The 22,168-nt window shown below is 60.0% G+C and carries 19 protein-coding genes and 1 tRNA gene; 17 read left to right on the top strand and 3 right to left on the bottom strand.

Annotation, left to right across the window (positions count from 1 at the left end; genetic code table 11):
* Nucleotides 1–22: 22 nt before the first annotated feature.
* The 17 genes from pstA (at nt 23) to ppdK (ending at nt 20,036) form a co-directional block, all read left to right on the top strand.
* A complete protein-coding gene (gene pstA, locus ONB52_10720) occupies nt 23–889 on the top strand; it encodes a phosphate ABC transporter permease PstA (GenBank protein ID MDZ7416609.1) in 867 nt (288 codons plus the stop codon).
* A gap of 127 nt (nt 890–1,016) precedes the next feature.
* Nucleotides 1,017–1,784, top strand: a complete 768-nt coding sequence (locus tag ONB52_10715; GenBank protein MDZ7416608.1) for a phosphate ABC transporter ATP-binding protein — start codon at nt 1,017–1,019, stop codon at nt 1,782–1,784.
* Entirely contained in the window at nt 1,781–2,557 is a 777-nt protein-coding gene (locus ONB52_10710) for a phosphate ABC transporter ATP-binding protein (GenBank protein ID MDZ7416607.1), read from the top strand. Before ONB52_10715 ends, ONB52_10710 begins: the two co-directional genes overlap by 4 nt.
* A 100-nt stretch (nt 2,558–2,657) precedes the next feature.
* Nucleotides 2,658–2,731 (top strand) — tRNA-Val (locus ONB52_10705).
* A gap of 220 nt (nt 2,732–2,951) precedes the next feature.
* Complete coding sequence (proS, locus tag ONB52_10700) at nt 2,952–4,421, top strand: proline--tRNA ligase (protein MDZ7416606.1); 1,470 nt, start codon at nt 2,952–2,954, stop codon at nt 4,419–4,421.
* 70 nt (nt 4,422–4,491) lie between these two features.
* Nucleotides 4,492–4,632, top strand: coding sequence for a hypothetical protein (locus tag ONB52_10695; GenBank protein ID MDZ7416605.1), 141 nt, complete (start codon nt 4,492–4,494; stop codon nt 4,630–4,632).
* Nucleotides 4,633–5,128: 496 nt separating this feature from the next.
* Nucleotides 5,129–6,061: a GTPase Era gene (gene era / locus ONB52_10690; protein MDZ7416604.1), complete on the top strand. Its 933-nt coding sequence runs from the start codon at nt 5,129–5,131 to the stop codon at nt 6,059–6,061.
* Between the two features lie 183 nt (nt 6,062–6,244).
* Nucleotides 6,245–6,496: a hypothetical protein gene (locus tag ONB52_10685; protein ID MDZ7416603.1), complete on the top strand. Its 252-nt coding sequence runs from the start codon at nt 6,245–6,247 to the stop codon at nt 6,494–6,496.
* Nucleotides 6,497–7,017: 521 nt separating this feature from the next.
* Nucleotides 7,018–8,505: an aldehyde dehydrogenase family protein gene (locus ONB52_10680; protein MDZ7416602.1), complete on the top strand. Its 1,488-nt coding sequence runs from the start codon at nt 7,018–7,020 to the stop codon at nt 8,503–8,505.
* A gap of 57 nt (nt 8,506–8,562) precedes the next feature.
* Nucleotides 8,563–9,321 carry a 16S rRNA (cytidine(1402)-2'-O)-methyltransferase gene (rsmI, locus tag ONB52_10675; protein MDZ7416601.1) on the top strand — a complete coding sequence of 253 codons (759 nt, stop codon included), beginning with the start codon at nt 8,563–8,565 and terminating at the stop codon, nt 9,319–9,321.
* A gap of 156 nt (nt 9,322–9,477) precedes the next feature.
* Nucleotides 9,478–10,113: a CDP-alcohol phosphatidyltransferase family protein gene (locus ONB52_10670; GenBank protein ID MDZ7416600.1), complete on the top strand. Its 636-nt coding sequence runs from the start codon at nt 9,478–9,480 to the stop codon at nt 10,111–10,113.
* A gap of 109 nt (nt 10,114–10,222) precedes the next feature.
* A complete protein-coding gene (locus ONB52_10665; protein MDZ7416599.1) occupies nt 10,223–11,551 on the top strand; it encodes an inositol-3-phosphate synthase in 1,329 nt (442 codons plus the stop codon).
* A gap of 43 nt (nt 11,552–11,594) precedes the next feature.
* A complete protein-coding gene (locus ONB52_10660; protein ID MDZ7416598.1) occupies nt 11,595–13,028 on the top strand; it encodes an MATE family efflux transporter in 1,434 nt (477 codons plus the stop codon).
* 67 nt (nt 13,029–13,095) lie between these two features.
* Nucleotides 13,096–13,731 (top strand): dTMP kinase, encoded by a 636-nt coding sequence (gene tmk / locus ONB52_10655; GenBank protein MDZ7416597.1) that lies wholly within the window; start codon nt 13,096–13,098, stop codon nt 13,729–13,731.
* An 84-nt stretch (nt 13,732–13,815) separates the two neighbouring features.
* Nucleotides 13,816–14,688 carry a hypothetical protein gene (locus ONB52_10650; GenBank protein MDZ7416596.1) on the top strand — a complete coding sequence of 291 codons (873 nt, stop codon included), beginning with the start codon at nt 13,816–13,818 and terminating at the stop codon, nt 14,686–14,688.
* Nucleotides 14,689–15,396: 708 nt separating this feature from the next.
* Entirely contained in the window at nt 15,397–17,151 is a 1,755-nt protein-coding gene (locus ONB52_10645; protein MDZ7416595.1) for a S41 family peptidase, read from the top strand.
* A gap of 125 nt (nt 17,152–17,276) precedes the next feature.
* Nucleotides 17,277–20,036, top strand: coding sequence for a pyruvate, phosphate dikinase (ppdK, locus tag ONB52_10640; protein ID MDZ7416594.1), 2,760 nt, complete (start codon nt 17,277–17,279; stop codon nt 20,034–20,036).
* Between the two features lie 253 nt (nt 20,037–20,289).
* Here the strand turns inward: ppdK and ONB52_10635 are convergent, their stop codons facing one another.
* From ONB52_10635 to ONB52_10625, 3 genes are read right to left on the bottom strand one after another with little or no spacing between them, the layout of a single operon-like run.
* Entirely contained in the window at nt 20,290–21,147 is an 858-nt protein-coding gene (locus ONB52_10635; protein ID MDZ7416593.1) for a 3-hydroxyacyl-CoA dehydrogenase NAD-binding domain-containing protein, read from the bottom strand.
* Nucleotides 21,148–21,196: 49 nt separating this feature from the next.
* Nucleotides 21,197–21,865: a 5-formyltetrahydrofolate cyclo-ligase gene (locus tag ONB52_10630; GenBank protein MDZ7416592.1), complete on the bottom strand. Its 669-nt coding sequence runs from the start codon at nt 21,863–21,865 to the stop codon at nt 21,197–21,199.
* Nucleotides 21,862–22,167 (bottom strand): ribosomal L7Ae/L30e/S12e/Gadd45 family protein, encoded by a 306-nt coding sequence (locus ONB52_10625; protein MDZ7416591.1) that lies wholly within the window; start codon nt 22,165–22,167, stop codon nt 21,862–21,864. The genes ONB52_10630 and ONB52_10625 overlap by 4 nt, the downstream gene beginning before the upstream one ends.
* Nucleotide 22,168 lies beyond the last annotated feature (1 nt).

Raw genomic sequence — 22,168 nt, 5'->3', positions numbered from 1 at the left:
TCATACTTTTGCCGCCACCGCCATGGTGCGCAAGAACCAGCGCGCCGAGCTGCTGGCCAAGTCTGTCTTTCTGGTCATGACGCTGCTGATGATCACGCCGTTGTTGATGATTGTCGGCTATCTGTTCTCTCAGGCGGCGCCGATTTTGTCGATCGACTTTTTGCTTTCCAATCCGGTGCGCGGCATGCGGGCGGGCGGCATTTGGGCGCCGCTGTTGGGCACCATCTATCTCGTCGGGATTTCGCTGCTGATCGCGGCCCCCATAGGCGTGCTGGCGGCGGTTTATCTCAACGAGTATGCGCGTGACAACTGGCTCAACCGCATCGTCAATCTCGCGGTGGTCAATCTCGCCGGTGTGCCGAGCATCGTGCATGCGCTGTTCGGCCTCGGCGCGTTCGTTTTGTTTGCGGGCATGGGGCGGTCGATCCTGGCGGCCTCGTTGACGCTGGCCATCATGACGCTGCCGGTGATCATCGCCAGCACCAAGGAGGCGCTGGCATCGGTGCCCCAGGCCTTCCGGGAGGCCTGCTGGAACGTGGGCGCCACGCGCTGGCAAACCATCCGGCACATCGTGCTGCCCAATTCGATCAGCGGCATTCTCACCGGCATCATTCTGCAGGTTTCACGCGCCGCCGGGGAGACCGCACCCATCATGTTCACCGGCGCCGTCTTCTTCAAAGCCATTCCCGAGGGCGATCTTTTCGCCTACAATTTGTTCGACCAATGCATGGCCCTGTCGATGCACCTGTTCACCATCTCCACCCAGGTGCCGGATGTGCCGAAAGCATTGCCCTACGGCACGGCCGTGGTGTTGCTGTTGACCGTGCTGCTGGTCAATGCCCTGGCCATTGGGCTGCGCGTTTATCTTCGTTCCCGCAAGAAATGGTGAAAACCGTCCACCGGCCTTCCCGCACCGGGCAACGGGCCCGGCCCTCGCGCTGTGAGTCCGGCGGCCACAATGAAGTTCTGACTTGCTGCATGCCCGCAGAAGTTGCGGCCTTGTGAGAGGAATCGCCGTGCAAGAGTCGAAACCCAAGGAGATCGAAATCTCCAATCTCGTCGTGAAATATGGCCAGACGGTGGCGCTGCGCGGCATTTCACTGGACGTTTTTCGCAACGAGATTCTCGCGGTTATCGGTCCGGCGCAGTCGGGCAAGAGCACGCTGTTGAAGGTGATCAATCGCACCATCGACTTCGTCGCCGGCAGCCAGGTGCTGGGCGAGGTGAAGATCAACGGCACGGACATCCGCCGGATCAAAAACGTGTTCGAACTGCGGCGCAAGGTGGGCATGGTGTTTCCCCTGCCGGTTGGCCTGCCGCTGTCGATCTATGACAATGTCGCGTTTGCACCGCGCATGGCGGGCGTGCGCAACAAGGCCGAGCTGGACGAGATCGTCGAGCGCTGCCTGCGGCAGGCGGCCTTGTGGGACGAAGTCAAGGACCGGCTGCAGAGCCTGGGCACCAAACTTTCGGGCGGGCAGCAGCAGCGCCTGACCATCGCCCGCGCCCTCTCCCATCAGCCGGAAATCCTCTGTTTGGATGAGTTTTCCATCGCGGTCGATCCGGTGACCACCATGCGCATTGAAGACGTGCTCAAAGAGCTGCGCTCGCAGATCACCATCATCCTGGTCACCAACCTCGTGCAACAGGCACGCCGCCTGGCCGATCGCACCGCCTTCCTGCTCAACGGCGAACTGGTGGAGATCGACCGCAATGAGGTGATCTTCTCCGACACACCGGCGAGCCAAAAGACATATGATTATGTCAACGGAATCTTCGGATGAGTGAAACTGCAGCCTACAGCATCGTCACCACCAACCTCAGCCTGTGGTATGGCAACTTTCAGGCGCTCAACAACATCAACCTGAAGGTCAAAAGCGGGTTGATCACCGCTTTGATCGGGCCTTCCGGCTGCGGCAAGACCACGCTGCTGCGCTGTTTCAACCGCGTCAACGAGCGCTACGGCAACGTTACCACCACCGGCGAGATCAGACTGCTCGGCAAAAACATCTACGACCCGGATGTCTCCCTGCCCGAGCTGCGCAAAGCCATCGGCATGGTGTTTCAACGGCCCAATCCCCTGCCGATCTCGGTGTACGAAAACATCGTGTTTGGCCTGCGTCTTCATTCCCGCCGCCGGGAGCTGGAGAAATCCCGGCTCGATGCCGCGGTGGAGCAGGCACTGCAGGATGTCTCGCTGTGGAGGGATTTGAAGGACAAGCTTCATGTGCGGGCGACGAACCTGCAATTGGAGCAGCAACAAAAGCTGTGCATTGCCCGCCTGCTGCCGCTCAAACCAGAAATCATCCTGATGGACGAGCCGTGTTCCGCGCTCGACGCCGAAGCCACCCGCGGCATCGAAGATTTGATGTTCGAGTTGGCGGGACGCTATACCATCGTCATCGTCACCCACAACATGGCACAGGCGCGCCGGGTGAGCGATGAATGCATTTTCATGCTGCTCGGCGAGCTGATCGAGCACAGCCGGACCGAAGATCTGTTTCTCACTCCCCGGGATCCGCGCACGGCGGAATATATTGAAGGGCGCTATGGTTGAGCCCCTGCACGCGCAGCCGTCTTTGCCACCCTCCGCCCGACATTTCGCTTGACTTTTGAAGCCTCAATCCCTATTTTGGCGCCCGTCAATTAAAAAACATGGGCGATTAGCTCAGCTGGTCAGAGCGCTGGTCTCACATACCAGAGGTCGGTGGTTCGATCCCACTATCGCCCACTGCTTCCCTGCCATATGTCCACGCAAGCTTTATCCGCATCCGGCTGTCAGAGCCATCCTGCGCAGGTATTCATTCGTCCACATATCAACCCCGCAAGGAAATTCGGCTTGACAATCCCAAGCCGGAATGGTATATTTGCCGCCAGTTTTTAGAACCCAGGAAGGGACAGCATGCGGAAAATGGCTGTCCTTCTTTTTTTAAACTTGAATTTCAGGACTCATGGACACCGCGAAAACCACCGAAGAGCAACTAACAGGACGTGGCGAACGCATTACCAAACGATCTGAAGACTACTCCCGTTGGTATACTGATGTCATCGCCGCCGCCGAACTGGCCGACTACTCGCCGGTAAAGGGCTGCATGGTCATCCGGCCGAATGGCTACGCCATTTGGGAAAAAATTCAGGCCGGCCTGGACAAGCTGTTCAAGGATACCGGCCACGTAAATGCCTATTTTCCCCTGTTCATACCCGAGAGCTTTTTGCAGAAGGAAGCCGAACATGTGGAGGGTTTTGCACCGGAGTGTGCCGTGGTCACGCATGGCGGCGGCAAAAAGCTGGAGGAACCGCTGGTGGTACGCCCGACCTCGGAGACGATCATTTGGTCGATGTACCGCAAGTGGATTCAATCCTATCGGGATCTGCCGATTCTGATCAATCAATGGGCCAACGTCGTGCGCTGGGAGATGCGCACACGGCTGTTCCTGCGCACCACGGAATTCCTCTGGCAGGAAGGCCACACCGCACATGCCACCTTTGAGGAGGCAGAGCGGGAAACGTTGCAGATGCTGGAAGTTTACCGGACGTTTGCCGAAGAGTATATGGCAATACCGGTAATCGCCGGCATCAAGACCGAGAAGGAGAAGTTTGCGGGGGCATTGCGTACCTACTGCATCGAGGCCATGATGCAGGATGGCAGGGCCCTGCAGGCTGGCACCTCGCATCATCTCGGGCAAAACTTCGCCAAGGCCTTTGATGTCAGGTATCTCAATGAACAGGGTACGCTCGAATATGTATGGGCGACGAGCTGGGGTGTCTCCACCCGCCTGATTGGCGCGCTGATCATGACGCACAGCGATGACAACGGCCTGGTGCTGCCGCCCAGGCTGGCGCCGTTGTCCGTGGTGCTGGTGCCGATCTGGCGCAAGGAGGAGGAAAAGGCGCTGGTGCTGCAGCGCGCCCAACAGTTGACCGCCGAGTGGAAGGACCGGTTCAGCTTCAAGATCGACGACCGCGACAACTACCGGCCGGGTTACAAATTCAATGAATGGGAGAAACGCGGCGTGCCGTTGCGCGTCGAGCTCGGGCCGAAAGACGTGCAGCAGGGCACGGTGGTGCTCGTGCGCCGCGACCTGGGGGAGAAACGTGTGGTGCCGCAAACCGTGCTGGCCGAGGAGATCCCGCGCGAGCTGGCGGCGATGCAACAGGCACTCTTCGAGCGCGCGCTGGCCTTTCGGGAACGCAACACCTATGTGATTGATGACTACGAGCAGTTCAAGCAGGCCATTGAGGAACACGGTGGTTTTTATTGGGCGCATTGGTGCGGTGAGCGCGAGGCGGAAGAGCGCCTGCAGGAGGAAACCAAGGCCACCATTCGTTGCATCCCGCTCGCGGGCAAAAAGGAGGCCGGGCGCTGCCTGATCACCGGCAAGCCCTCCTCCCAGCGCGTGTTGATGGCAAAGGCTTATTGATCACCTGTCTTATGAGCAGTGAACCAAGCTTAGCGGAGGAGCGGTGAAGAGGTCTCTCTTTGTGACTGTCATGATGACGATTCTGTGTGGTTTGCTGTGGATTATTTCGATTTCCGCGTCCACGCCGCAGGCGGCAGTCGCGGCGCGCAAGCACCCCCCGTCGCTGAAAGAGGGTGTCCTGGCCGCACCCGCCCGCCATTTTCCGAAGTGACAGTTGGTGGTCGTGAGCTTGGACCTAAAGGCAACTGGCAAACTCGCTCAACCCGAATCGTGTCCGCAACGAACAGATGCGGAAGGTATGAAAGCCCTCCCGTGACGAGGCCGTGGTCATGCGTGGCGGTTTTCGACCGCAGAGTTTCGCGGCAGTGACTTGTTCACTGCAACACACAGTCAGCATGTTCGAGACGCCGTCCGCGGCGTCTCGGCTTTTTGGGACGAAACCGGCAATAAAAATTTATCACGGCTCTCGGCGAATAAACATTCTGTGGGTACAAAGATAAACGTAGCGCCGTTTCAAAACGCGCCCATCTCACAGGATGTTCGCAGCGTCTACGTTTGCAGGTGACTAGCCACGGTCGGCGGGTCGTATCGCGTCATGGACGTTCAACTTTAGTTTCCGTCTTCGTCCCATGAGTGTGAAAACAGCAGCAGCGTGGCAGGCCAAAGAGTCGCTGGCACCCTCCGGCAATGGCAGAAATTCCGAGAGCATGAAATCATCCGAAGCAGTCGCCGCCTCCGCCGGTGCCGGCGAGCAGGTTCCCTTTCGCGCCGGCTATGTGGCGATCATCGGCCAACCCAACGTCGGCAAATCCACCTTGCTGAACGCCCTGCTCCAATTCAAACTGTCCATCGTCTCCCCCAAACCGCAAACCACCCGCAGACGCATTCTCGGCATTCTCAACCGGCCGCACAGCCAGATGATCTTTTTTGACACGCCCGGCATTCTGGAGCCCAGTTACCAGTTGCAGCATGCCCTGGTGCGTGCGGCATACACGGCGATGCGTGAAGCGGATGTGCAGCTCATGCTGATCGAGCCGGACCCCGTGCTCTCCGCCATGGATGCCAAGATTCTCGACCGCCTGGCCGACACCAACCGCCCCATCATCGTCGCGATCAACAAGATCGACAAGATCAACAAGGAGCTGCTGCTGCCCATCATTGCCGGTCTGCGTGACCGCCCGGGCGTCAAAGAAATCGTGCCGATCTCGGCGCTGCAAAGAGACGGCATCGACCGGCTCGCCGGCGTTTTGGAAAACTGGCTCGCCGAGCATGAGGCCTTTTACCCCACCGACCAAATCACCGACCATCCCGAGCGCTTCCTGGCTGCGGAAATCGTGCGCGAGAAAATCTTCCTGCGCTACGGCGAGGAAATACCCTATTCCACCAGTGTGGTGGTCGAGGAATTCATCGAGCGGCCCAATCACAAGGATTTCATCCGGGCCGTCATCTACGTCGAGCGCGAATCGCAAAAAGGCATCATGATCGGCAAGCGCGGCAGTGCCTTGAAGGAAGTGGGCAAGCTCGCACGCGAAGAGCTGGAAGCGTTGATCGGCAAGCCCGTTTACCTGGAACTGTTTGTCGCCGTCAAGGAAAAATGGCGCGACCGCGAAAATGAATTGCGCAACCTCGGCTACCTGTAAAGCCGTTACGTGACCGTATGGTCGAAGCTGCAAGTTCGCAGACAGACATCGCTCAACGCGGCGTGAACCGCGAGACTTGGAAACGCCCGAATGCCCGTCCACGACCGCCCGGCCCGCGCCTGTCACAGGCGCGGGATTCGGCGCCAAAGACAGTGTGTTCGCAATACCTCTTGAGAAGGCTGCATGAACCCCTCTGTGCAATCCCCGTTTTCCAACCGGTTGTTGCCCCTGGCCGTCGTACTGCTGCTCGGGCTGCTGATTTGGGTCAGTGATTATGCCCCATGGGCCATGCGGCTCACCATGGGGACGTTGTTCTGTTCCATCATTTACTTCCGCGAGGAATCCAGCCTCGAACGCTGGATCGCCATCAGCATCATCGCCCTGGGTACCTTGCTGTCGCTGCTCCTGCCCGCAGACTTCCTCTCACTGCGTTGAACAGTTCGTGTCTTTAAACATCAAAAGTTCGTCACGCCACACCTGCCGGGACTGACAGCCCTGTCGGCCCTGTAAAACTGTAGAACCAGTTTTGGGCAAATCCGCAGGGCTCCACCCGGTGAATTTTGGGCCGGCACTGCGTTTCCGCTTTTCTTGACAGCCGTGGCTGGACAAGCCAAACAGTGTCACGCCAAAAACGTTTCAACCTCGACAGTGCCGGGGTTTTGCAACCGTATGCCCCCGGGATTCTTCTGCAACGACCAAGCGGTCGCAGAAACACTTCATCAAAAAAAGTTGGCGTTCGGGGACAGACGCCCAAAATTCCGTTGGGAAAATCCAGCCGTAGCGCGGCAAGAGGCACTGTATATGGCAGAGTTGCAGCCCGCAGACACGTTATCCTCGCGGGTGGAAATGGTTTCCGGACCGTTTTCACACGTTCACGGCGGTTTGGCTTGCTTGACTTTTACGGCAATTTTTCCTATCATCAAGCCTTCAAATGCCAACAAGTTAACGGAGTCGCCGTGCCCCGCAGCTTTCAAAACTATATCGCCGGCTCCTGGTGTGATGCCGCTTCCGGAGAGCGTTTTGATAACCACAATCCGGCTCACTGGGATGAGATCATTGGCACGTTTCCCGCTTCCAATCACAACGACGTTGACCGGGCGGTGGCGGCAGCACAAGCGGCATTTGCAGAATGGCGGTTGACGCCGGCGCCCAAGCGGGGAGAGATCATCAAACGTGCGGGTGATCTGCTGGTGCGCCACAAGGAGGAACTGGCGCGCCTGATGACCACAGAAATGGGCAAAGTCCTGAGCGAGACCCGCGGCGATGTGCAGGAGGGCATCGACACGGCCTACTATGCTGCAAGTGAGGGCCGCCGGCTCTTCGGCTTCACCACCCCTTCGGAATTGCCTGACAAGTTCTGCATGACCGTACGCCTGCCGGTGGGTGTGGCAGGCATCATCACACCCTGGAATTTCCCGCTGGCAATTCCCACGTGGAAGATTTTCCCCGCGCTCGTTTGCGGCAACACCGTGGTGTTCAAACCGGCGAGCGACACCCCCGCCACGGCAACCCGCTTCGTTGAATTGCTGCTGGAGGCCGGTCTGCCTGCGGGTGTGATACAATTGGTGCATGGTTCCGGCAGCCAGGCGGGCATGGCACTGGTTGAGCACGCGCAGATTAATCTGATCTCCTTCACCGGCTCCACCGCGGTCGGCAAGCAAATTGCGGTGGCGGCGGGTCGCAGTCTCAAGCGAGTCTCGCTGGAATTGGGAGGCAAGAATGCCCAAATCGTGCTGCCTGATGCTGATTTGGATCTGGCGTTGCAGGGCGTGTTGTGGGGCGCCTTTGGCACCACCGGCCAGCGCTGCACCGCCACCAGCCGCCTGATTCTGCATGAAGCGATTCACGAGGAATTTCTGAGACGCCTGGTGCGGGAGACGGAGAAGTTGCGTCTGGGCAACGGCCTCGAGCCGGATACGCAGGTGGGGCCGCTCATCAATTTTCAGCAGCGCGAAACGGTGGCCGGTTATGTCGCGATTGGCAGGGCCGAGGGGGCGAAGCTGGAGACGGGCGGGGAAATTTACACGGCGGGGGCGTGCCGTCATGGCGCCTTTTATCGCCCGACAATTTTCAGCGGTGTCACACCGGGCATGCGCATTGCGCAGGAGGAAATTTTCGGACCGGTGCTGGCGGTGATCAAAATTCGTGAGCTGTCCGAGGCCGTCGAGGTCTTGAATGGCACGCCCTACGGCCTGAGCTCTTCGATCTACACGCGCGACGTGAATGCCGCCTTTCGGGCGATGCGTGATTTGCAGGCGGGCCTCACTTACATCAACGGTCCGACCATTGGTGCGGAGGCGCATTTGCCTTTCGGTGGCGTGAAGCAGACGGGCAACGGTCATCGCGAAGGCGGCTGGCCTGTTTACGATTTTTTCAGCGAAACCAAGACGATCTATGTCGATTATTCCGGCAAGCTGCAGCGCGCGCAGATTGACAATCAGTAAGGTTGCGCGTCACCCCTGCCCCTCGCGGCCATGATTGCCGTGCAAAGACAACCGGCCATGCCGGGCTCGGGGCGCGCGGCCTTCGCCGGAGAGGCCGGCGCAGTCGGGAAGTTGTTTCTGGTCGCCACCCCGATCGGCAATCTGCAGGATATCACACTGCGCGCGCTGGAAACCTTGCGCGCGGTGGATGTGATCGCGGCGGAGGATACGCGCCGCGCAGCCATTCTGCTGCAGCGTCACGACATTCACAAGCCGACGGTCAGTTTCCACAGCTTCAACGAACGGAAGGCCGCCCCGCGTCTGATTGCCGCACTCGCCGCCGGCAAGAACGTGGCGCTCATCACCGATGCCGGAACACCGGGAATTTCCGATCCTGCGTTTTATCTCGTGCGTCAGGCGCTTGACCATGCGCTGCCCATCGAAGCGATTCCCGGCCCGACGGCATTCGTGGCAGCATTGATCCTTTCCGGTTTGCCCACCCATCGCTTCGTTTTTGAAGGATTTCCGCCGGTGAAAAAAGGCCGCCAGACCTTTTTCGAGGCGCTCAAGCACGAACCCCGAACCATCGTGTTGTACGAAGCCCCGCAGCGTGTCGTACGCACGCTGACCACCATTCAGGAGGTTTGGGGCGACCGGCGTGCGGCGCTGGCCCGGGAACTGACCAAGCTGCATGAAGAAGTGATGCGCGGCCGTATCTCCGAGTTGCTCGACCGGCTCGCCTCCCGCACGCTCAAAGGCGAATGTGTGCTGGTAATCGCGGGTGCGGAGAAGGCCGCAGCCGGCCGTGAACGCCGGCCACCTGCGGAAAATTTTTGAGGCCGGGGACAGCCATGCCGCAGGAACGCAGGAAGCTGCCCCACGCCGCAGGCGGGGAGCAACACCTCACGAGGCCGGGCGGCGAAGCAGGCTCGCGCCCCCGGCCGGACAAGGTAGAAGGGAGTTTATTCACCAAGAGAGGGATGGAACACTGCTGTGAAAATCAACATCTTACCGGACGGCCTGAAGAACTGGTATCTCAGGCTCATCACCCCGATCGTCGATTATTTTATCTCCCACCATCTCAATCCCAACTGGTTTACGACCATCGGCTTTGTGTTGAGCGTGGGCACCACCTACCTGTTTGCCATTGGCGAGCTGCGGCTGGCAGGCCTCGCCGTGCTGCTGGCGGGAACGTTCGACATCATCGACGGCCGGGTGGCGCGGGCCACCAATCGTGTGACCAAATTCGGCGCCCTCTACGATTCGGCGCTCGACCGCTACTCTGAAGTGTTCATGTTTTTTGGCCTGGCTTATTTCTATGTCAACATCGATCCGCGCGCGCTCTGGCGGCCGGTGGCGGTCGCGGTGGCGCTCGGGGGCTCAATGATGGTCAGCTACATTCGTGCCCGTGCGGAAGGCCTGGGGCTGGAATGCAAGGTTGGCATCATGCAGCGGCCGGAGCGGGTGGTCTCGCTCGGTTTTGGCGCGCTCCTGGGCGAACACGTGCTGACCTGGGTGATCATCGCCATCGCGATTCTCGCCAATTTCACTGCGATTCAACGGCTCTATCACATCTGGGCGATGGAAAACGGCTCGAAAAACGAACTCTTGCCCGTCACCCAAAAGTGAGTGCCACCCCGGCCTTTACCCGGGTCTGGCCCGGCTGCGCGGCGCTGTGGGGCCGTGCGGTTGCAATGGTTAAATCATGACAGGCTGTACAACAATTTGTTTTCAGGAAATGGAGGCAGTTTTGACTAATTCCCCAGTAAAAATCAAGGCCCCCACCGGCAAGCTCGGTGTCTTGATCCCCGGCATGGGCGCCGTCACCACCACGTTTATTGCCGGTGTCGAGGCCGTGCGCCGCGGGCTGGCGCAACCTTTTGGCTCACTCACGCAAATGGGCACCATCCGGCTCGGCAAGCGCACCGAAAAGCGCACACCCTTGATCAAAGATTTTGTGCCGCTCGCCAATCTCAATGACCTGGTCTTTGGCGGCTGGGACATTTTTGAAGATGATTGCTATGTCGCCGCCAGGAAAGCCGGCGTGCTCGACCGCAAGGATCTCGACCCCATCAAAGATGCACTCAGCGCCATCAAGCCGTGGAAGGCAGTGTTTCATAATGATTACGTTCGCCGCCTTTCCGGCACCCACGTCAAGCAGGCCGACACCAAGTGGGAGCTGGCGCAGATGGTGCGCGATGACATCCTCGACTTCAAAGCCCGGCACAATCTCGACCGTCTGGTGATGTTGTGGTGTGGCAGCACGGAAATCTATCTGCAGCCCGAGCCGGTGCATCAGTCGCTGGCGGCGTTCGAGCAGGGGCTGCGCGAAAATCATCCCGCCATCGCGCCGAGCATGATTTATGCCTATGCCGCCATCAAAGAGGGCATTCCCTATGGCAACGGCGCGCCCAATCTCACCGCCGACATCCCGGCGCTCGTGGAGCTGGCCCGGCAAACCGAAACGCCGATCTGCGGCAAGGATTTCAAAACCGGGCAAACGCTGATGAAAACCATCCTCGCGCCCGGTTTGAAAGCGCGGCTGCTCGGCCTCTCCGGCTGGTTTTCCACCAACATTTTGGGCAACCGCGACGGCGAAGTCCTGGATGATCCCTACTCCTTCAAGACCAAAGAAGAGAGCAAGCTCTCGGTGCTGGAATACATCCTGCAGCCGGAGGTCTACCCGCAGCTCTACAAGGATTTCTATCACAAAGTGCGGATCAATTACTATCCGCCGCGCGGCGACAACAAGGAAAGCTGGGACAACATCGACATCTTCGGCTGGCTGGGCTATCCCATGCAGATCAAAATCGATTTCCTGTGCCGCGACAGTATTCTGGCCGCGCCCATAGTGCTCGATCTCGTGCTCTTTCTCGATCTGGCGAAGCGTGCCGGCATGAAGGGCATTCAGGAGTGGCTGTCCTTCTATTTCAAAAGCCCGCAGACCGCGCCCAATCTCTATCCCGAGCACGATCTCTTCATCCAGCTCATGAAGCTGAAGAACACCTTGCGCCATCTGCAGGGCGAAGAGCTCATTACGCATCTGGGGCTAGAGTATTACGATTGATCGCCCCGCTGCGCAGCCCTCACTGCCATGTTGGAGGAGCTTCGTGCCGCGCTTAAACCCTGTGGTGTCGCGGTTCACGCTGCACCGGCTGCTGCGTCGAAACCGGGACCGGCTTTCCCCGGACGGCCGCCCCACGGACAAAGCCGAAGTCTCGCCGCTCGCCAACCTGCTCAAAACCTCGCTGCCGGCCGTGGTGGATCTCGCCTCGCAAACCATCACCTGGACGATCGAGTCGATCTTCATCGGCCGGATCAGCGCGGCGGCCTTCGCCGGTTTTGGCATGGCGATTCAGGTCATCGTGTTGTGCATGACGGTGCTGCTCACCTTTGTGGTGGGCAGCTCCCTCATCATCAACCGCAACCTGGGCGCCGGCGAGCGCCACGAGGCCAACCACATCTTCGGCCAGACCATGATCATCGGCTCGATGATCGCCATCGGCCTGGCGTTGTTCTGGTTCTTCGGGGCGACGCAAATTTTCAAGCTGATCAGGGAGGGCGGACAGCAGGCCGAACACGCCGGCGTGAGCTACCTGCGCACCATCGCGGTTTTCTCGCCCTTCATCATCACCAACTTCATCGCCCTGGGTGTGATCCGCGGCATCGGCGAGACCAAGTTTTCCATGCTGATCAACCTCTGCCAGAACGCCCTCAATCTGGTGCTTTCCCCGCTGTTGATTTTTGGCTGGCTCGGCCTGCCGCGCCTGGAGGTGCAGGGCGCCGCGCTCGCCGCCGGCGTGTCCCACACCCTGGGCTTGATGGCCACATGCCATTTGCTGCGCAGCCGCAAAAGTGTGCTTTTTCTTTCCTGGCGTGAAATGGCGCAGCCCAACCTCACCACCCTCAAGCGGCTGTTCAAGGCGGGCTTCCCCACCACCATCGAGCAGTTGGTGTGGGCCTTCGGCCAGCTTGTGGTCACCAGTTTTGTCGCGGTGCTGGGCATTCCGCTGCTGGCGGCGCATCAGGCCTTCATGCGCATTCAGGCCATTCTGTCGATGTTCTACATGGGCTTTGGCCTGGGGGCCATGACCTTGATGGGCCGCAACCTGGGCGCAGAGCGGCGGCAACTCGCCGAGCGCACCGCCGAAGTCTCCGGCTGGGTGATGTATGCCTTTGTCATGGTCGTTGTGCTGCTGCTGTTTGTGTTCTCCCAGCCGATTTTGAGCATCTTTACCGCCGATCCCACGGTGATTCAGGTGGGGTTGTTTCCGCTGAAAGTGTTTGCCCTCGCCCAGCTCCCCAAGGCGGTCAATGGTGTGTTGATGGGCAATTTGCGCGGGGCCGGCGATCTCGAATGGCTGATGTGGCTCAGCATCGCCGCCGTGATCTTTCTCGAAATCGGCGCCAATATCGCGGTGGCCTTTTTGTTCGGGTGGGGATTGTGGGGCGTGTGGTTGGTGCACATGTTCGATGAAACCATCCGCTTCGCCGCCAATTTCTGGCGCTTCAGCCGCGGGAAATGGCAGTTCCTGCACCTGTAACCGCCCTGCCGGCCACCGCCCCCCACGCGGTGAAAGTTTGTGACTGTGAATTGTTCGAGCCTGACTGATGAGTGGCCTTTTCATCTCCTTTGAAGGCATCGATGGCTCCGGCAAAAGCGAGCAGAGCCGCCGCCTGGTTGACCGGCTGCGCCAGGCGGGATACTCCGGGGTCGAATTCGTGCGCGAGCCCGGTGGCGTTGAGATTGCCGAAGCCATCCGCCGCATCCTGCTCGACACCCGCCACCACGGCCTGCATGACCGCACCGAGCTCCTGCTGTACTCTGCGGCCCGCGCCCAAATCACCAGCGAACGCATCCTGCCGGCACTGGCCGCCGGCCGCATCGTGGTGGCCGACCGTTACGTCGATTCCACCACCGTCTATCAGGGCCACGGGCGCGGTCTCGATCCCGACTTCGTCCGTGCGGTAAATCACTTTGCCACGCAGGGCCTGCTGCCACATCTGACCTTTCTCCTGGATGTGCCGGTGGAAGTGGCGCAGGCCCGCCAGCAGCACAATGGCCTCACCAAAGACCGGCTGGAAAGCGAGAATGAGGCATTCCACCGCCGCGTACGCCAGGCCTATCTGCAGCTCGCTGCCGCCGAAGCACAACGCTTTGTCATCATTGATGGGGCGCAAAGCCTGGCCGCCATCAGCGCCGAAGTGGCTCAGCACTTACGCCAGCGCCTGGACTTGCGAGTATAAACTCCCGCTTGCGGCTGCCGGGCAAGATCCAGCGGTTAAAGCCCGCTTTGCGGCCGATCACACAGACAGCGAAGGGCAAGAACCATGTTTGGTTCGGTAATCCTGGAGATTGCGATTGGTTTGATTTTGGTGTATCTTCTGCTCGGCCTGATCTGCACGGCCATCAATGAAGTGGTGGCGCAGGCGTTGCAGTGGCGCGCCCGCACCCTGGCGGACGGCATTCGCAATCTGCTCGCCGATCCCAACTATGAAGGTCTGGCGAGGCAGGTTTATAACCATCATCTCATCAAGGCTTTTAGCCGGCGCGACGCGAAACCGTCCTATCTGCCGCCCCATTCGTTTGCCCTGGCCCTGCTCGATGTCGTCATGCGTGACCACAGCGGCCAGTTGCAGGATCTCAAAACCGCGGTCGACAAGCTGCCCAATGAAAAAGTGCGGCAGGTGCTGCGCGTCTTCGTGGACCAGACGGCGGGCAATGTGCTCGCCGTGCAGAAGCAGATCGAGCAGTGGTTCAATGATGCCGCCGACCGCATGTCGGGCTGGTACAAACGCCGCATGCAAAAGATCACGCTGTTCTTTGCCTGCTTGGTGACGGTGTTGACCAACGCCGACACCATCATGATTGCCAACAATCTGGCGCAGGATGCGGTGTTGCGCGCCGCAGTGGTGGCGCAGGCCGAAGGCTACTTGCGGGAGTCTGTTGCTGCCGACAGCGCAGGCACGGCGCGCGCCATCAAGAATCTCCAGGCGGTCAGGAGGATCGGTCTGGTGATCGGCTGGGAGCATGACCGCACACAGGACTGGCAGTGGATCACCAAAATCATTGGTCTGGTGTTGACGTCGCTGGCGGCCTCGCTCGGTGCACCTTTTTGGTTCGACTTGCTGAATCGCGTCGTGAATTTGCGCGGCGCCGGCAAACCGCCGGCCATGGAACCCCCGAAACCGGCATCGAGCTGAATGCAGGTTGGCGGGAGGACGATCTGCAATCGCACCCGACCTGTGGTTTACAACTGTCTATGGCTGCAGTTGCGCGGGCTGGCCGGGCCGTTGCAAATCCGGCGGGAGGAATTGTTGCCCGCCGGGCGGGGGGTGCGGCCCCGGCAAATAACGCAGGCCTGCAACTCAGCAGGCGCGAAGGCGTTGTCATTTGAATTTTTGGAAGAAGGACTCGCAAAATATCATTCCGGTGGATATTGTGAAACACCAGGCAATATGCCGGGATCTGCACAAAATTCCCGCCCAATGACACGGGAGGGAGGCGTTTTTGCGACGGTTGCATGGTGGCTGAAACAGTAATGTTGCAATTGGCGGTTTCAGCGGGAGATGCAATTACGCCACTTCTTCTTTTATTGGTGCCTGTTCGCAAACGTTGCCACTCCGGCTGAGCCGGGATGTCTGAAACAGCCAGCCTCAGAAAAAAGCTGCAGCGTTTGAAGCAACAGCCAAGCCGTTGCCGGAACCGTTGTTGCAACGTCAGTGATTTCGGACGGACACTTATTACACTTTTCTTCACCTGTCCGTCTGCCGGGAAGGCGTGCCGTGGCAGAGGCGCCGCTGGCAGAAGGGCAAGTGGCGCCGTTGTTCGTGGTTTCCACCCCCGCGGGCGGTGCCATCTTTTCGCAATCTGCCCGCCGCGGGCAGTTGAATCAGCAAGGAGTCATGCGCATGAGGTTCAAGAAGCAAACCGCCGCCCTGGTGGTCATGCTTGCCGCCGGTCTCACGGTGGTGGGCTGGTTTCTCAACTGGGGCGTGGGCGTGGGCGTGGGTGCCGATTATGTTCACGAAATCCGCAAGAACATCGAAATCTTCGGGCTGGTCTATCAGGAGATTTCGAAGAAATATGTCGAGCCGGTGGATCCGGACAAGTTCATGAAAGCCGGCATCAATGGCATGCTGGAGACGCTCGACCCCTACACCACCCTGATCGAGGACGAATCCAACTCGCATCTGCAAATCATCACCACCGGCAAATACGGCGGCCTGGGCATGCGCATCGGCGCGCAACAGGGCTGGCCCACCGTGGTCGAACAGCCCTTCGAAGATGATCCGGCGGGCAAGGCCGGCATCCGCGAGGGTGACCGCATCATCATGATCGACGGGCAGAGCACCAAGGGCCTGTCCATCAACGAAGTGGCCAAACGGCTGCGCGGGGAGATCGGCACGCCGGTAACACTCAAGATCGAGCGGGAAGGCGAGCCGGAGCCGCTGGAATTCCGGCTGATTCGCGCGGAGATCACCATCCTGGACGTCAGTTACTCCGGCATCATTCGCGACGGGGTGGGTTACATCAAGCTTTCGGGTTTTTCCAAGAATGCCGGTTATGAGATTCGCCAGGCGATTCGCGAGCTGCAGCCCAAGGGCATGAAGAGCCTGATTCTCGATCTGCGCAACAATCCCGGCGGCCTGCTCGAGGCAGCGGTCTCCGTCACCGAGAATTTCATCAGGAAGGGCGAGCTGGTGGTCTCGACCCGCGGCCGCATTGAAGAAAGTGTGAAGGAGTACCGTTCCGATGTCGATCCGATTGCCGGCGATCTGCCGCTGGTGGTGCTGGTGAATGAATTCAGCGCCTCGGCGTCCGAGATTGTCGCGGGCGCCATTCAGGATCATGATCGCGGCGTGGTCATCGGCCAGCCGACCTTCGGCAAAGGGCTGGTGCAAACGGTGGTGCCGATCACGCGCGACGCGGCGCTGAAGATCACCACCGCCAAATACTACATCCCCAGCGGCCGTTTGATTCAACGGGTCGACCGGCTGCGCGGGCCGCATACGCCGGAGGCGGCGCGGGAGGAGGGCGAAGGCGAGGGGGAGGAGGGCACGAGCGGCACGGCCACCATTGCCGCAGAACTCAATCACGACAGCACGCACGTTTACTACACCCTCAAAAACCGGCGCGAGATGCGCGGTGGCGGCGGCATCCAGCCCGATCTGCGGGTCGAGGTGCCGCCCCTCAACCGTTATCAGTATGAACTGCGCCGCAAGTCGCTGTTCTTCCATTTTGCCCTGACCTATGCCAGCCAGCACCGTGATCTCCCGCGCAATTTCACCGTGGATGACAACCTGCTGGCGCAATTCCGCGCCTTCCTCGCAGAGAAGGGCTTCACTTACGTTTCGGAAAGCGAAGACCGGCTGGCGGATTTGAAGAAAGCAGCCGCGGAGGAGGGCTATGGCGGCACGCTTTCGCCTGAAATCAACCGGCTGGAAAGCGCCCTGCAAACGTTGAAAGCCGATGATTTCAACCGCAACCGCGACTACATTGCGCGCGAGCTGGAAAGGGAAATTGCCGCCAAGCTGTTTGGCACACGCGCGAAAGTCGAAGCCACCTTCGATGACGATCCCTATCTTGCCGAAGCGATCAAGGTCTTGCAGAACCAGGAACGCTATCTCGCCATTCTGGGTGCCAGCGTCCGGCAAAAGGGATGAGACGGAAGGGCCGGCAGAGCCACCACCAACTGTTCACATATTCCTATTAGGAGGACCATTTCATGGCGTTAGCCAAAACCAAACGGAAAATGCTTCCCAAAGACGGTTCCGCGCAACTCGATCGCATGAAGCTGAAGAAATTGGCAAGCAAGCGCAATGGCCAGGCTCGGAACAAGTATGTGTACACCTTCGGCGCCGGCAAGGCGGAAGGGGATGCGAGCATGAAGAATCTGCTGGGCGGCAAGGGTGCCAATCTCGCGGAAATGGCGAGCATTGGTTTGCCGGTGCCGGCGGGCTTCACCATCACCACCGAAGTCTGCACCGCGTTTTATCAGAACAACCGCCGTTACCCCAGGGGCCTGGAAAAGCAGGTCGAGGCCGCCCTGGCGCAGGTCGAAAAAATCATGGGCGCGAAATTCGGCAGCCGGGAAAACCCGCTGCTGGTGTCGGTGCGCTCCGGCGCGCGCGTTTCCATGCCGGGCATGATGGACACCGTGCTCAATCTCGGCTTGAACGATGAAACCGTGCAGGGCCTGATCGCCCGCACCGGCAATGAACGCTTCGCCTACGATTGCTACCGCCGCTTCGTGCAGATGTACGGCGACGTCGTGCTCGGCCTGAAGCCGCAGAACAAAGACGACATCGATCCCTTCGAAGAGATTCTTCACCGCAAGAAGGAGGCGCAGGGCGTGAAGTTCGACAACGAACTGGGCGCCGCGGCACTGCGCGAACTGGTGCAGGAATTTAAGACGGCCATCAAGCAACGCACTGGCCATGATTTCCCCGAAGATCCCCGGGCGCAGCTTTGGGGCGCGATCGGTGCGGTGTTCGGTTCCTGGATGAACGAGCGCGCCATCGCCTATCGCAAACTCTATGAGATTCCGGAAGACTGGGGCACGGCCGTGAACGTGCAGGCGATGGTGTTCGGCAACATGGGCGATGATTGCGGCACGGGCGTGGCCTTCACCCGCGATCCCGCCACCGGCGAGAACGTGTTCTACGGCGAATATTTGATCAACGCCCAGGGCGAAGACGTGGTCGCCGGCATTCGCACGCCGCAGCCGATCGCGCGCCTGGAGCAGCAAATGCCCGGGGTCTACGCGCAGTTGCTGAAGATCCGCCGCACGCTCGAACGCCACTACAAAGAAATGCAGGACATCGAGTTCACCGTGCAAAACGGCCGGCTGTGGATGCTGCAAACCCGCAACGGCAAGCGCACCGCGTTTGCCGCCTTCAAGATTGCCCATGACATGGTGGCGGAAAAGTTGATCAAAAAGGAGGACGCGCTCGTCCGCCTCGATCCCAATGCCCTCAACCAACTGTTGCGCCCGATTTTCGACGCCCGCGAAAAACAGGCCGCCATCGCCAGCGGCAATCTGCTGGCCAAAGGCTTGAATGCCGGCCCGGGCGCCGCCGCCGGCAAAATCGTCTTCAATGCCGAAGATGCGGTGGCGTGGAGCAAGCGTGGCGAAAAGGTCATTCTCGTCCGCATCGAAACCTCGCCGGAAGACATTAAAGGCATGGATGCCGCCGAAGGCATTCTGACGGCGCGCGGCGGCATGACCAGTCATGCCGCACTGGTGGCGCGCCAGATGGGCAAAGTCTGTGTCGCCGGCTGCGAAGCACTCGAAATCGATTACCGCAGCCGCACCCTGCAGGTCAGGGGTCGCACGCTGCGCGAGGGCGACTGGCTCTCAATCGACGGCACCACCGGTGAAGTGATTGCCGGCGCGATCAAAACCCGGCCTTCCGAGATTCTGCAGGTCCTGCTCGAAAAGACCATGCCGCCGGAGCAGTCCGAAACCTATCGCATCTATGCCGACATCATGGCCTGGGCGGACAAATATCGCAAGCTCAACATCCGCACCAATGCCGATCAACCCGATCAAGCGGCGAATGCCGTCGCGTTTGGCGCGGAGGGCATCGGCCTGTGCCGCACCGAGCACATGTTCTTTGGCGGCGACCGCATCGATGCCGTGCGCGAGATGATTCTCGCCGACGATGAAGCCGGACGCCGCGTTGCGCTCGCCAAGCTGCTGCCCTTCCAGCGCCAGGATTTCATCGGCCTCTTCGAGGTGATGGACGGCCTGCCAGTGACCATTCGCACGCTCGATCCGCCGCTGCACGAATTTCTGCCGCACACCGAACGCGAGCAGGCGGATCTGGCCGCCAAGCTCGGGGTGAGTGCGGAAAAGATCAAAGCCAAGGTGGCAGCGCTGCATGAGTTCAACCCCATGCTCGGCCACCGCGGCTGCCGCCTGGGCGTGGTTTATCCCGAAATCACCGAGATGCAGGCGCGCGCCATTTTCGAAGCAGCCTGCACGGTGGCCCGTCAGGGCAAGCGCGTGCTCCCCGAAATCATGATTCCGCTGGTCGGGCACGTCAACGAGCTCAAGGCACAGGCGAAAATCGTGCGTGAAACCGCGGCCCGTGTGTTTGCCGAGCAGGGCATCAAGGTTGATTATCTCGTTGGCACGATGATCGAATTGCCGCGTGCCGCGGTGGTGGCGGATCAAATCGCGCAGGAGGCCGAGTTCTTCAGCTACGGCACCAACGACCTCACCCAGACCACCTTCGGGCTGTCGCGCGATGATGCCGGCAAGTTCCTGCCCTACTACATCGAGCATGAAATTCTGCCGTCCGATCCCTTCGAAACCATCGATGTCGAAGGCGTGGGCGAGTTGATGAAATGGGGCGTGCAGCGCGGCCGCAACACGCGCCCAAAGCTCAAAGTCGGCATCTGTGGCGAGCATGGCGGCGACCCGGCCACCGTGAAGTTCTGCCACCAGATCGGCCTGAACTACGTGAGCTGTTCGCCCTTCCGCGTGCCGATTGCCCGTCTGGCGGCGGCGCAAGCAGCGCTCACAGAAGCGGAAAAGGATTGAACACGGAAATTCACCGCGTTTGCATGACAACAAAAAACGCCCGCGGGTAGGAACAACCCGCGGGCGTTTTTTTGCAGAGGAGAGTTTTGGAAACGGTCGGGGTTGAGCGGCTCCTGGATTTGTGGGATTACTCCTGCCTTATCTTACCCCTTACCAACCCTTATTTTACTCCTACTCCTACTCCTACTCGCCTCTGCATCATCACTAAGGGCGAGTAGGAGTAAGAGTGGGGAGATGATCGAGGCGCGATTCTCTAAACATACTCGTAAACTCCCCGTCCGACTTTTTTCCCCAACCGGCCGGCTTTCACATATTTCACCAGCAACGGGCAGGGCCGGAATTTCTCGCCCAGCGTTTGGTGCAAAAAGTTGAGAATGTTCAGGCGCACATCGAGCCCCACCAGATCGACCAACTCGAATGGCCCCATGGGATGATTCAGCCCGAGCTTCAACGCTTTGTCGATTTCGCGGGCACTGGCCACGCCCTCCTGCAGCAGGTAGAAGGCTTCGTTGCCGATCAGGGCGTTGATGCGCGTGGTGATGAAGCCCGGCGATTCGTTGATGCTCACCGTCTCCTTGCCCATCTGCTGCGCAACTTCCTGCGTGAGCGCGATGGCCGCTTCCGAGGATTCCAGACCGCGAATGATCTCCACCAGTTTCATCACCGGCACGGGGTTGAAAAAGTGCATGCCGACCACCTGGCCGGGCCGCTGCGTGGCCCCCGCCATCTCGGTGATGGAGAGCGAGGAGGTGTTGGTTGCGAAGATGGCTGATGCGGGCGCCAGTTTGTCCAACCGGGCGAACAGATCAAGCTTGAGATCGATCCGTTCGGGGATGGCTTCGATGATGAAATCGGCGTCCTGCGCGGCGAGGGCGAGGTCGGTGGTGGTTTGCAGGCGGGCAAAACCCTTGGCTGCGATCTCCTCGGTGATGATCTTTTTGTCGACCGCCTTGCGAAAATCCGCCAGGATGGCGGTGCCCGCCTGATGGAGAATTTCCGCGGCCACGTCATACAGCCTGGTGGCGAAACCGGCGAGACACGAGGCATAGGCAATACCGCGCCCCATGGTGCCGGCGCCGATCACCGCCAGGCGCTGGATGGTTGAAGGCATCAGCCCAATCTCCCGAAAATGAGTTCGAAACACAGCCGGTGAGGCAGGATCATTTGACGGGGTGAGGGTATCCGCGCGGCGGGCGCACAGCATGCCTGTCCGCGCACCGGATCACCTCCTGCTCGGTGATGATCATGTCGACGCGTTGATCATGCGCCGCCACGGGAATGCCCGCCACAATTTGACAGTGAAACGCCAGAGCGATTTTGAGCCCCGTTGTCTCAGCGAGAAAACGGTCATAATAGCCCCGGCCATAGCCCAGGCGGTTGCCGCGCCGGTCGAAGCCCAGACCGGGTACGAGGATCACTTCGAAATCGGCGGGAGCCGGAACCGGTATGGCGCCGTGCTCGGGCGAGGGTTCGAGAATGCCGAGCACACCCGGCTGCAGCGCCGCAAAATGAGGAATAAAGAAATGTGCCAGCCGCTTCTCCTTCCGGATCACTTTCGGCACAGCCACCGGCGCGCCCGCCGCCAGCCGGGCGTGGATCAAATCATGCGTGCCGACTTCCTCGCCGAAGGAAACGTAGGTGTGCACCACTTTGGCCTGTTGCAACGACGGCAACATGCGCATGTGCTCGAGGATGGCAGCGGTGGCGCTTGCCCGGGTGGTCTCGGGAATAAGCGCGCGCTGTCGGCGCAGAAGTTCGCGCAACTCAGCCTTGCGGGCGGAGAGCAACGGCTGCCCGTCCCGGTCGCCGCAGCCGTGGAAATTTTTCACGCCGGCTGCTCCTTGAGCCTGGCGAGAATGCCTTTGGCAAAGTTGCGGTCGAGAAGCGCGAACATGGCGACCTCGCTGCGGCCCCAATACCTTCCCCATTCCGCTTTGGTGCCAACTATCACATGCGGAACCGCGACGGTGTGATGCAGAACCCGGCGCCTGGCGGCGGCGGCATCTCCGGCAAACACCACCAGCACGGCCTGGCGGGTGTTGATCGCGCGCCGCACGGCATCAAAACCAATCACGATTTTGCCGGCGCGCTGCGCCAGGCCAAGAAGCGGTAGAATGTCATCCGGAAGCATT

The organism is candidate division KSB1 bacterium (genome assembly GCA_034506255.1).
Lineage (GTDB): Bacteria > Zhuqueibacterota > Zhuqueibacteria > Zhuqueibacterales > Zhuqueibacteraceae > Coneutiohabitans > Coneutiohabitans thermophilus.
This window is presented reverse-complemented; position numbering and strand designations above follow the sequence as displayed.

What these genes read in the sequence shown, in the direction of transcription:
- pstA (MDZ7416609.1), top strand. Translation starts at nt 23, where the DNA reads ATGGTGCGCAAGAACCAGCGCGCCGAGCTGCTGGCCAAGTCTGTCTTT.
- ONB52_10710 (MDZ7416607.1), top strand. Translation starts at nt 1,781, where the DNA reads ATGAGTGAAACTGCAGCCTACAGCATCGTCACCACCAACCTCAGCCTG.
- proS (MDZ7416606.1), top strand. Translation starts at nt 2,952, where the DNA reads ATGGACACCGCGAAAACCACCGAAGAGCAACTAACAGGACGTGGCGAA.
- ONB52_10695 (MDZ7416605.1), top strand. Translation starts at nt 4,492, where the DNA reads ATGATGACGATTCTGTGTGGTTTGCTGTGGATTATTTCGATTTCCGCG.
- era (MDZ7416604.1), top strand. Translation starts at nt 5,129, where the DNA reads ATGAAATCATCCGAAGCAGTCGCCGCCTCCGCCGGTGCCGGCGAGCAG.
- ONB52_10685 (MDZ7416603.1), top strand. Translation starts at nt 6,245, where the DNA reads ATGAACCCCTCTGTGCAATCCCCGTTTTCCAACCGGTTGTTGCCCCTG.
- rsmI (MDZ7416601.1), top strand. Translation starts at nt 8,563, where the DNA reads ATGCCGGGCTCGGGGCGCGCGGCCTTCGCCGGAGAGGCCGGCGCAGTC.
- ONB52_10665 (MDZ7416599.1), top strand. Translation starts at nt 10,223, where the DNA reads ATGGAGGCAGTTTTGACTAATTCCCCAGTAAAAATCAAGGCCCCCACC.
- tmk (MDZ7416597.1), top strand. Translation starts at nt 13,096, where the DNA reads ATGAGTGGCCTTTTCATCTCCTTTGAAGGCATCGATGGCTCCGGCAAA.
- ONB52_10650 (MDZ7416596.1), top strand. Translation starts at nt 13,816, where the DNA reads ATGTTTGGTTCGGTAATCCTGGAGATTGCGATTGGTTTGATTTTGGTG.
- ONB52_10645 (MDZ7416595.1), top strand. Translation starts at nt 15,397, where the DNA reads ATGAGGTTCAAGAAGCAAACCGCCGCCCTGGTGGTCATGCTTGCCGCC.
- ppdK (MDZ7416594.1), top strand. Translation starts at nt 17,277, where the DNA reads ATGAAGCTGAAGAAATTGGCAAGCAAGCGCAATGGCCAGGCTCGGAAC.
- ONB52_10635 (MDZ7416593.1), bottom strand. Translation starts at nt 21,147, where the DNA reads ATGCCTTCAACCATCCAGCGCCTGGCGGTGATCGGCGCCGGCACCATG.
- ONB52_10625 (MDZ7416591.1), bottom strand. Translation starts at nt 22,167, where the DNA reads ATGCTTCCGGATGACATTCTACCGCTTCTTGGCCTGGCGCAGCGCGCC.